Origin of the sequence: Klebsiella sp. GG_Kp173 (assembly GCF_040062415.1) — a bacterium.
Classification (GTDB): Bacteria; Pseudomonadota; Gammaproteobacteria; order Enterobacterales; family Enterobacteriaceae; genus Klebsiella; species Klebsiella quasipneumoniae.
This window is the reverse complement of record NZ_JBEAFZ010000014.1, coordinates 26,784-35,771: the sequence shown is the minus strand read 5'-3', so window position 1 is coordinate 35,771 and position 8,988 is coordinate 26,784. Positions and strand designations below refer to the sequence as shown.

The 8,988-nt window shown below is 54.1% G+C and carries 7 protein-coding genes and 2 pseudogenes; 7 read left to right on the top strand and 2 right to left on the bottom strand.

The window, feature by feature from the left end:
- The first annotated feature begins 164 nt into the window (after positions 1-164).
- From ABLU50_RS09235 to ABLU50_RS09225, 3 genes are all read left to right on the top strand, one after another.
- The gene (locus ABLU50_RS09235) at positions 165-593 is read left to right on the top strand and encodes a cyclophilin-like fold protein (RefSeq protein WP_012968013.1); all 429 of its coding nucleotides are present in this window, start codon (positions 165-167) and stop codon (positions 591-593) included.
- A 223-nt stretch (positions 594-816) separates the two neighbouring features.
- The gene (locus ABLU50_RS09230) at positions 817-1,707 is read left to right on the top strand and encodes a LysR family transcriptional regulator (protein ID WP_012968014.1); all 891 of its coding nucleotides are present in this window, start codon (positions 817-819) and stop codon (positions 1,705-1,707) included.
- A 149-nt stretch (positions 1,708-1,856) separates the two neighbouring features.
- Complete coding sequence (locus ABLU50_RS09225) at positions 1,857-2,849, top strand: zinc-dependent alcohol dehydrogenase family protein (protein WP_060655945.1); 993 nt, start codon at positions 1,857-1,859, stop codon at positions 2,847-2,849.
- A 147-nt stretch (positions 2,850-2,996) separates the two neighbouring features.
- Here ABLU50_RS09225 and ABLU50_RS09220 read toward each other — a convergent pair.
- Positions 2,997-3,933: pseudogene (locus ABLU50_RS09220) on the bottom strand (LysR family transcriptional regulator).
- A 116-nt stretch (positions 3,934-4,049) separates the two neighbouring features.
- On the opposite strand from ABLU50_RS09220, the gene ABLU50_RS09215 reads away from it, so the two are divergent.
- The 4 genes and pseudogenes from ABLU50_RS09215 (at position 4,050) to ABLU50_RS09200 (ending at position 7,637) form a co-directional block, all read left to right on the top strand.
- The gene (locus ABLU50_RS09215; RefSeq protein ID WP_087832997.1) at positions 4,050-5,582 is read left to right on the top strand and encodes an MFS transporter; all 1,533 of its coding nucleotides are present in this window, start codon (positions 4,050-4,052) and stop codon (positions 5,580-5,582) included.
- A 159-nt stretch (positions 5,583-5,741) separates the two neighbouring features.
- A pseudogene (locus ABLU50_RS09210) lies at positions 5,742-5,855 on the top strand (LuxR family transcriptional regulator); the annotation flags it as partial.
- Positions 5,856-6,011: 156 nt separating this feature from the next.
- Positions 6,012-6,815, top strand: coding sequence for a LuxR C-terminal-related transcriptional regulator (locus tag ABLU50_RS09205; RefSeq protein ID WP_306074998.1), 804 nt, complete (start codon positions 6,012-6,014; stop codon positions 6,813-6,815).
- Between the two features lie 132 nt (positions 6,816-6,947).
- Positions 6,948-7,637, top strand: coding sequence for a hypothetical protein (locus ABLU50_RS09200; RefSeq protein WP_129550391.1), 690 nt, complete (start codon positions 6,948-6,950; stop codon positions 7,635-7,637).
- Positions 7,638-7,751: 114 nt separating this feature from the next.
- Here ABLU50_RS09200 and ABLU50_RS09195 read toward each other — a convergent pair whose 3' ends face one another.
- Positions 7,752-8,948 carry an MFS transporter gene (locus ABLU50_RS09195; protein ID WP_087832998.1) on the bottom strand — a complete coding sequence of 399 codons (1,197 nt, stop codon included), beginning with the start codon at positions 8,946-8,948 and terminating at the stop codon, positions 7,752-7,754.
- Between the last annotated feature and the right edge of the window lie 40 nt (positions 8,949-8,988).

Genomic DNA, 8,988 nt, shown 5'->3' with positions numbered 1-8,988 from the left:
GGGCCAGTAATGGGTTAAGTGATAACAGGTGTCTGGAAATATAGGGGCAAATCCAAAGCTGGTCTCATTTTTTAACACCAATCTGAAATCAGATAAATAATGTTTCTGAACGGCACTATTGTAGTGCCGTTATTCCTGAAAATATAAAAATAACGGAGAGTTTTATGTTCAAACCAGTCATGCTTGCTCTGGCCTCCCTGACGGCGGTGTCATTTTCATCTTTGGGTGCCGAGGCCGAAGGTATCCGGGTCAAGATCACCGCAGGTGACCAGGTGATGACGGCAACGTTTTATGACAATGCCACCACCCGGGCGCTGGTCTCTCGCTTTCCGCTGACGCTGCCCATGGAAGATCTTTACGGACGCGAAATGTGCTACCGGTTCCCGGATGCCCTGCCTGCAAACGAAACGCAGACCAGCGGTTATGAAGTGGGCGATGTTGTTTACTGGGCTCCCCGCCATAGCTTCGTCATCATGTACGAACAGAACAATGAACGGATAGGTAACCTTCAGAAAGTGGGTCGTATCCACTCTGGAGTTGGGATTTTCAGGCATACGGGTAATATTGATGTGACATTTGAGATGGCACATTGAGCTGCCATTCAATTCCGATAATTTAAAGCAGCGGCATGAGTTGTCTTCATTGAGGGAGACTTCAGCGTCTGCTCCTCGCTCACAGCAGACATTGAACTCCCAGCCAGGAGCGGACATTTTGAAAGCCATCAAGTCCTTAACTTGGTGCCCATCGGAATTGTTTACTTTACAATGCCAGCTACAAACAGCCTAACTAAAGCCAGGTGATCACGTGCATTCAAACATGATTGAATACCTTAATATTTTCGTACAGGTTGTTGAGCAGGGCAGCTTTACAAGAGCCGCTGACATTCTGCAGATTCATCGTCCCACCGTGAGCAAAGCGATACAGCAGATAGAGGACGACCTCGGCGTAAAACTCATCCATCGCACTACCCGTAAGTTGAGCGTTACGGCTGAAGGGGAGGCGTTTTATCATCGCGCCAGGCTTGTATTGTCTGAAGTTAATGACATGATGGCGAGTTTTTCACCTACCCTTCCACCTCGGGGGCGGCTCAGGCTTGATGTCCCGCTGGCGCTGGCTCACGCCATACTGATCCCTAATCTCAAACATTTCCAGTCACTGTATCCTGACATTGATGTCGTATTGGTTTCATCGGACAAAAGAACCGATTTAATCACTGAAGGTGTGGACTGTCTTGTCCGCCTGGGTGAGCTTCAGGATTCGAGTTTTATCTCCAGACGTCTTGGCGACATCAGGATGGTCACCTGTGCAGCCCCATCTTACCTGCTACAACATGGACGACCGGAAACACTTGCGGATCTGGATCAGCATCGGGCAATAAACTTTTTCAGCGACCACAGTCGTGATGTGATGGAATGGAAATTTACTAAGGATGGGAAGATCGTTTCGTTGCGTCCCGTGGGCAGCATGCTGGTTGATAATTCAGATATTCTGCTTTCCTGTGGCCTGGCGGGCCTCGGCATAATCCAGGCCACCTTTAACGCCCTTGCCCCACATATTGCTTCCGGAGCTCTTGAAGAGATTCTGACGCAATATCCTTCTGTGTCTAAGCCCGTGTCGGTGATGTATCCGGACAGGCGCTACCTATCTCCCAAAGTACGGGTCTTTATCGACTGGTTCAGTGAAGTTTTGACCATGCAGAACCGCTGAAACCAATGGATTATTAATAGATAATTAATACTGAAGTTCCCTGTCAGCTATTTTTGGGACGTTTATAGCAGCGTAGATTGTCAGTAAATGAACCGGGCATGTCTTCAACAATATTCTAAAGATGTGCTGATAACTGACGAGAGCTGAATATGTCTAAAGTTGTTACCTTTAACCGCACCGGTGGTCCGGAAGTTTTGGAAGTTATAGATGTGGAGGTGCCCGCACCAGCAGCGGGTGAAGTTCAGATTCGCGTACATGCTATTGGTCTTAACCGTGCAGAAATCATGTACCGTAACGGTCAGTATGTCATTGAACCGGAATTTCCAGCACGCCTGGGTTACGAGGCCTCGGGCGTCGTGCAGGCCGTTGGTGAGCATGTTGAAGGGATTGTTACTGGAGATCGGGTCAGCGTTATTCCTTCGTTTATGTTTAATGAATACGGCATGTACGGCGAACTGGTCAATGCCCCGGTAAATGCTGTGGTGAAGCATCCTGAAAACCTTTCCTTCGAGGAGGCAGCGGCAAGCTGGATGATGTATGTCACTGCATATGGCGCACTGGTTGAATATGGCAACCTTCAGGCTGGGCAGAATGTTGTGATCCGCGCAGCATCAAGCAGCGTAGGACTGGCTGCCATACAGATAGCTAACATGCTGGGTGCTAAACCCATTGCGCTTACCCGGACTGCCGAAAAAAGAGACATGCTTCTAAAAGCTGGTGCCGCCACTGTTATAGCTACCGCTGAGCAGGATATGGTTGCGGAAATCAATCATGCGACAGATAGCATGGGCGCCCATATTGTTTTTGATCCTGTCGGTGGTCCGGACGTGGCAAAACTGACCCAGGTGATGGCACCGCAAGGTATGTTCTTCCAGTACGGCGCGCTAGACAGTCGCGACCTGCTTGTGCCTGTCTTTGATATTCTCGGTAAGCATCTCACGCTGCGCGGATATGAGCTGTTTGAAATTACGACAGACCCTGAAAAAATGGCACGCGCAAAATCCTTCGTCACCGAAGGTTTACGTACCGGCAAACTGAAACCTGTCATTGATAAAATATTCCCGCTTGAAGATATTGCGGATGCACAGCGCTATATGGAAGCAAATGGACAGGTTGGCAAAATCGTCGTAATTGTTGAGTAAACCTCAAACCGACTAACCGTTCACCCTGATGTGCTGGTGTGAAAGGTGAAGCGGAGGGCCATGTGCTGCAAATCAAGATTCAGCGGTGCAGACTTTTCTGGCCTTAGGGGAAGGGGCGGCACACTCTGCTTCAGTGGGGGGAGCTAATCACCACAAATTGTTAGACACAAGGGATAGGGGTCGCCGATGCGGGTGACAAAGGTATCTCTGCCGCAGTCATAAAATCGATAAAACAGCGTATTCTTGGTGACAGGTAGCGGCTGGCGGGCCACAGGACCGAGAAATGCCCATCCTTGACGCAACAGCCGGGCAACACCTCCTGCAGTTGTCCCTCGTTGATGGCCTCGCGCACGACAAAATCAGGCACATAAGCGATGCCCATCCCCGCCGCGCTTAAGCGAATGGCGGCCTCAATGTTATTGACTGTCATAATGGCAGCGGCCCTGAAATCTCCCGTCAGCCGCATATCGCGCAGTTCCCAGGGCTGGATCAGCCCTGTCGCGGGGAAGCGAAAAAAAATACACTTGTGCGCCGCTAATTCCGCTGGCGAGCCGGGAACGCCGTATTCCGCCAGATAGGCCGGACTGGCGCAGAGCACAAAACGAAAGCCCCCCAGCTTTCTGGCGATCAAACGGGAGTCCGCTAGTTCGCCGCTGCGGATAGCGACATCAAATCCTTCATCGATCAGATTGACCAGCCGGTCACTAAAGTCGAGATCCAGTTCAACCTGCGGATACAGACGGCTAAAGGCGGTGAGGGCGGGGAGCAGCAGGCGGTAGCCGATGACAGGCAGTGAAATCCTCAGTTTACCGGTGGGCTGTGAGAGACTGCTTGTCAGCTCTGACTCGGCCTCCTGGATCTGCTCCAGGATACTCTGGCAGCGGGTCAGAAACGCGGCCCCCTCCGCCGTCAGGCTGACGTTTCTGGTGCTACGGTTGAACAGCCGGACCCCCAGCTTATGCTCAAGCCGGGCGACATTCTTACCCACCGCCGAGGCAGATATCCCCAGCAGCCTGGCGGCCTGAACAAAGCTTAGCGTTTCGGCGGTGCGGACAAAGGACGTCAGCGAAGTGAGGCTGTCCATCGATTATAAACCTTTTGTCTCTTAAGAAGATATTTTCAGTCTATTTATCGGCAATAACATCCGCAATAGGATGGCGATAGTTTATTCATTCCTTGCCGACTGATGAGGGCCGCCCGATGTTACTCACCGCCAGAACACCTTCCCGATACGCCAGCGCCCTGGCCGCGCTTTCTGTCTTTATGGCGGCCTTGCTGCTGCCGTTAAGTTTTACCGGCGGCGTCATGACAACCCCGGCGATACAGCAGTCGCTGGGCGGCTCTCCCGCTGCGCTGTCGTGGCTGACCAATGGCTTTATGCTGACTTTCGGCAGCTTTTTGCTGGCCGCAGGGGTGACGGCGGATGCCATCGACAGAAAACGTATTTTTATCGCCGGCGCCGCGCTGTTTTGCCTGAGCAGCCTGCTGTTTTGTCTGACGCACAATCTCTTCCTGTCAGGCGTGCTGAGGGCGCTGCAAGGTCTGGCCGCGGCGATGATTTTAGCCAGCGGCAGTGCGGCGCTGGCCCAGCTGTATGACGGCGCTCAGCGGACGCGGGCATTCAGCATCCTGGGCACGGTGTTCGGCGCCGGCCTGGCGTTCGGCCCGCTGCTGATCGGCTTCATGACCGACGCGGTGGGTTGGCGCGGCGTATACGCCCTGTTTGCGCTGCTCTCGGCGATGGTTCTGCTTATCGGTCTGGCGTATCTGCCGGCGGCAGAACAAAGCCAGCCGCGGACACCTGACAACCTCGGCTTAACCCTGTTTACGCTGGCCCTGATGCTGTTTACTGCATCGCTTATGGTCATTCCGGCCCGCGGCTTTTTATCGCTGACCACGCTGGCCTTGTTCATCGCGTCGGCGGGACTGTTCGTGGCGTTTGCCGTGCGCTGCCAGAGGGTGAGCAACCCGGTGCTGGAACTCTCCCTGCTGAGCCATCCGCGTTTTGTCGGCGTACTGTTGCTGCCTGTCGCCACCTGCTGTTGCTACGTGGTCCTGCTGATTGTTGTTCCACTGCATTTTATGGGCGGAGAGGGGATGAGTGAGTCGCAGAGCGCACTGTATCTGATGGCGCTGACCACGCCGATGCTGGTTTTCCCATCCGTTGCGGCCCTGCTCACCCGCTGGTTTTCACCGGGGCGGGTATCCACGGGAGGGCTGATGATGGCCTCCGTCGGGTTGCTGTTGCTGGGCGATGCTTTTCACAGTAACCATCTTTCGCAATTGGTGCTGGCTCTGATCCTCTGTGGGGCGGGGGCGGCGCTTCCCTGGGGGCTGATGGACGGCCTGGCGATATCCGCTGTGCCGGTGGCGAAAGCCGGTATGGCGGCAGGCCTGTTCAACACCGTTCGCGTTGCCGGCGAGGGGATCGCCCTGGCGATAGTCTCTGCGGTATTAACGGCAAGCAATACCCTGACCCTGCAGAGTCGCGTTCACGGGTATACCCCCGAGGTGATTCACCGCGCCGCAGGCTGGCTGGGAGCCGGCAATATGCCGCAGGCGGCTGCGCTTTTGCCTGACTTTTCCCTCCGGGCGCTGCGCGAGAGCTATGACTCTGCTTATACGCTACTGTTTAGCGGGCTGGCTGTCGTCACCCTGCTGTGCGCCCTGATGGTCTGGCGGACGCTATGCCGGAAGGGGGGCGCCATCCAAACCCGCAACAGCGGATCCTGAGCCCCCTTGATAGCGCATTGGCGTCACGCTCCCGGCAACCGCCTTTCCCGGTCTGCTTAGCGAACCGGGACTGTCATTGTTTCGCTGGCGGAACTATGCTGATCAGGGCGGCCACATGCGCCGCTCCGGCAGCGGAAACAGTGACTCACAGGTGGCGGTATGGCGATTGATCCGGAACTGATTTACATCGAGATCCTGGAAACGGTGCTGATGGCCACCCTGGATCCCGATTTGTGGAAATCGGCATTGCAGAAACTGGCGTTCCTCACCGGCCATCAGTACGCGGCATTTCTGTTCTACGATAAAGGCAATGCGCATCTGTTGACCGATTCATTCCTGCTGGAGGAGAAGGTCTTCACCGCCTATCGCGACGTGTTTCTGGCCATCGATCCCGCCGAAAAAATATTGACCGCGTTACCGGTCGGGCAAATGTACCGGGACCGCGAGTATTTAGGCGATAAATTTATTGCCGGCAGCGTCTATTACAATGAGTTTCATCACCCCAACGATCTGAATAATCTTACCAGCGTCAAGCTATGCACCCTCAATGGCTATGCCACCTATCTGTCACTGATGACGGCCAATACGGCGGCTTATCCGCAGCCGGCGCAGTTTGAACTGTTCAGGCGCTTGATCCCGGCGTTAAAAACCGCCTGCCAGCTTCACGCCCGATTTGAACAGCTGCGAGACACCATAAAATACCAGAGCGCGGTGATGGACAACGGGATCTACCCGGTATGGCTGGTGGATCATGGCGGTAAAATTCTCTACGCCAGCGCGCATGCCGAACGCTACCTGCGCGCTAACACCCGCCTCTCCTGGTATAGCGGGGGCGATACGCTGTGCCTCAATACCGACAGCAAAAAACTGAAACGGGCTATCGAGCAGGCCACCCGGACGGCAGAGCCGCCGAGGGCAGGGGTGTGCTATACCGCCGGGCGTCAGCCGAAACCGATCCTCGTGATCCCGGCGGCCCGCCTTGCCGGGGTCGCCTGCGTGATTATTCCCGAGCCGTTTCTCACCGGCAGCGCCTTGATGGAACTGTTTAACGTCAAGCCTGCCGAAAATGCGGTGGCGGAGCTGCTGGTGCGGGGCATGACGCCGGATGAATGCGCCTTACATCTGGGCGTATCTATCGCCACGATCAGAACCCACCTTAGCGCCCTGTACCGGAAAACCCACACCCGTAATCAGGCAGAACTACTGCTGATCATTCGTGCGATTCACGGCTGATTTATTTCATCCACTCATTCATATGGATGAGTGGATCTGTTTTTACCGCCATTATAATCCTCCTAAAACGAATGAAGGATTTAATCGCTCTCTGAGCGGTCAGTCCGTATATCTAATTCCTGCTGGATGGGAGTGGTTAATATGTTTTTCTTCCGTGTGATAGCCATCGCAATTTTATTCCCTGCTTTAATATCCTGCACAACGCAAAAAGCCCTAAATGAAACCGGGAAGGAGATTGATAAAGGCCATTATGGTGTCGCGACATGGTATGTCGCAACCTTACCCGTTGTCATGCTTTATGACGTATTTACTCTCGGCGGTACCAGCGACCCGCAAACGGGATATAATACGGTCGCCAGCGTCGCGAATAAACAACCGGTGACTCAGTCAGCCCACAGTTCATCAGGTACGCGGCCTCAATCTACAATTCAAACCGCTGCTGGCGGTTCAGTCGCGACCGTCACAACGCCTCAAAACGTCGCCCTGAGAACCGCGTCTTCGCAAGGGCCGTCATCGGTTTCTTCGTCAGTTAAATCCTATCCTCCGGCTGATAATTGCCTTACCCGTGATTCGACGTCGAATTCACTGGCAGACTTCTGGATTAACCACTGTGGCTTTGCCGTTACCGTGATGTGGTTTGATGCGAATGATTGCCGTACGGGGTGTATGGATGGCGTGGGGGCGAATTCACGCCAGTCAATAACAAAAGGAAGGGCGGGAAGCGCTTATACTTCCGTGGCTTGTCCAAAACCTTCTACACCAAAAGGACCCGATGGCATTCATCAGTGGGCCAACGAAGGGCATCATCAGTGTACTTCCTGAGTCGTGGATAGCCAGGCCAGAGATATTCTGGCCTGGCTATCCAGTCGAGTTTTTCGTCTCTATTGAGTGGTCGACGACGTTAGCCGGAACCGAGCCAGCAAACATCGCGCGTAATCAGTCAGCAGAACGTCGCGCCGTCTGGATCGTCATCAGCGCGCCCACGACCAGCATCCCGGCGCTCAGGCAAAAGGTGCTCTCATAGCCCAGATAGTCGAATAAAATACCGCCGACCGTTGCACCAAGGGCAATAGAAAACTGCACTGTGGCGACCATCAGTCCCCCGCCTGATTCGGTATCCGCTTTGCTGGCATGGGCGACCCAACTCCACCACCCCACCGGCGCCGCGGTGGATAGTACGCCCCACAGGGCCAGCAGAATCGACACCGCAACAACGTTTGTCGCCAGCGGGATCAGTAATAACGCAATCAGGGCCATCAGTAGCGGAATAATGATTAACGTTTTATAGAGCTGCTTTTTGATCACCAGTCCAATAGCCGTAGTCCCCGCGAGTCCGGAAATACCGATCGCTAATAATAGTAGCGAGATGGTCCTGGCATCGACCTGAGCGATCAGTTCGAGGTACGGGCGAATATAGGTGAATAAGGTAAATTGCCCCATAAAAAAAATACCGGCCGCGCCCATGCCAATCGCCACCGAACGATCGCCCAGTAGTCTGCGCAGACCGGAACCGCTAGCGGCCTGGTGCGCTCCCGCTTTCATTGAGGGAAGGCTTATCCATTGCCAGATAAAGGTTACCACGGCGATGGGCACCAGGCTCAGAAAGGCGCCACGCCAGCTGGTGACTGACGACAGATAGCTACCCAGCGGTGCGGCCACCACGGTGGCAAGCGCATTGCCGCCATTAAAAACGGCCAGAGCGCGCGGAACCTGACTAATATGGACCAGCCTGACCGCCGTGGCGACAGACATTGACCAGAAGCCGCCAATGACTACACCAATCAATGCGCGCCCTAGCATATAAATGCTGAAATTCGGCGCCATCGCTACAATTAAAGCCGAAATCCCCATCAACGCGGTCAGGAGTAACAGCAAATATTTGCGGTTCATTTTACCTGCCAATCTGCGAATACACAGGCTGGTTAAAACAGCACATATTCCTGAGATCGTCATTCCCTGACCCGCGGTACCTTCGGTGATCTCCAAATCCATAGCGATGGGGGAGAGCAGACTCACCGGCATAAATTCTGAAGCAATTAGCGTAAATACGCAGAGCGTGATGGAAAATACCCCCCTCCAGTTGGAGGAGTGATTTTTATCATCATCATAAGCTGAATGTTTTCTGAGGTCCATAATAGGGTTTATTACACCTTAACGTTTACGGCAGGCGTCA

Bases quoted from the DNA above. Each gene is read 5' to 3' on its own strand.
- ABLU50_RS09235 (WP_012968013.1), top strand. From the start codon at position 165: ATGTTCAAACCAGTCATGCTTGCTCTGGCCTCCCTGACGGCGGTGTCA.
- ABLU50_RS09225 (WP_060655945.1), top strand. From the start codon at position 1,857: ATGTCTAAAGTTGTTACCTTTAACCGCACCGGTGGTCCGGAAGTTTTG.
- ABLU50_RS09215 (WP_087832997.1), top strand. From the start codon at position 4,050: ATGTTACTCACCGCCAGAACACCTTCCCGATACGCCAGCGCCCTGGCC.
- ABLU50_RS09195 (WP_087832998.1), bottom strand. From the start codon at position 8,948: ATGGACCTCAGAAAACATTCAGCTTATGATGATGATAAAAATCACTCC.
- ABLU50_RS09205 (WP_306074998.1), top strand. From the start codon at position 6,012: ATGTACCGGGACCGCGAGTATTTAGGCGATAAATTTATTGCCGGCAGC.
- ABLU50_RS09230 (WP_012968014.1), top strand. From the start codon at position 817: ATGATTGAATACCTTAATATTTTCGTACAGGTTGTTGAGCAGGGCAGC.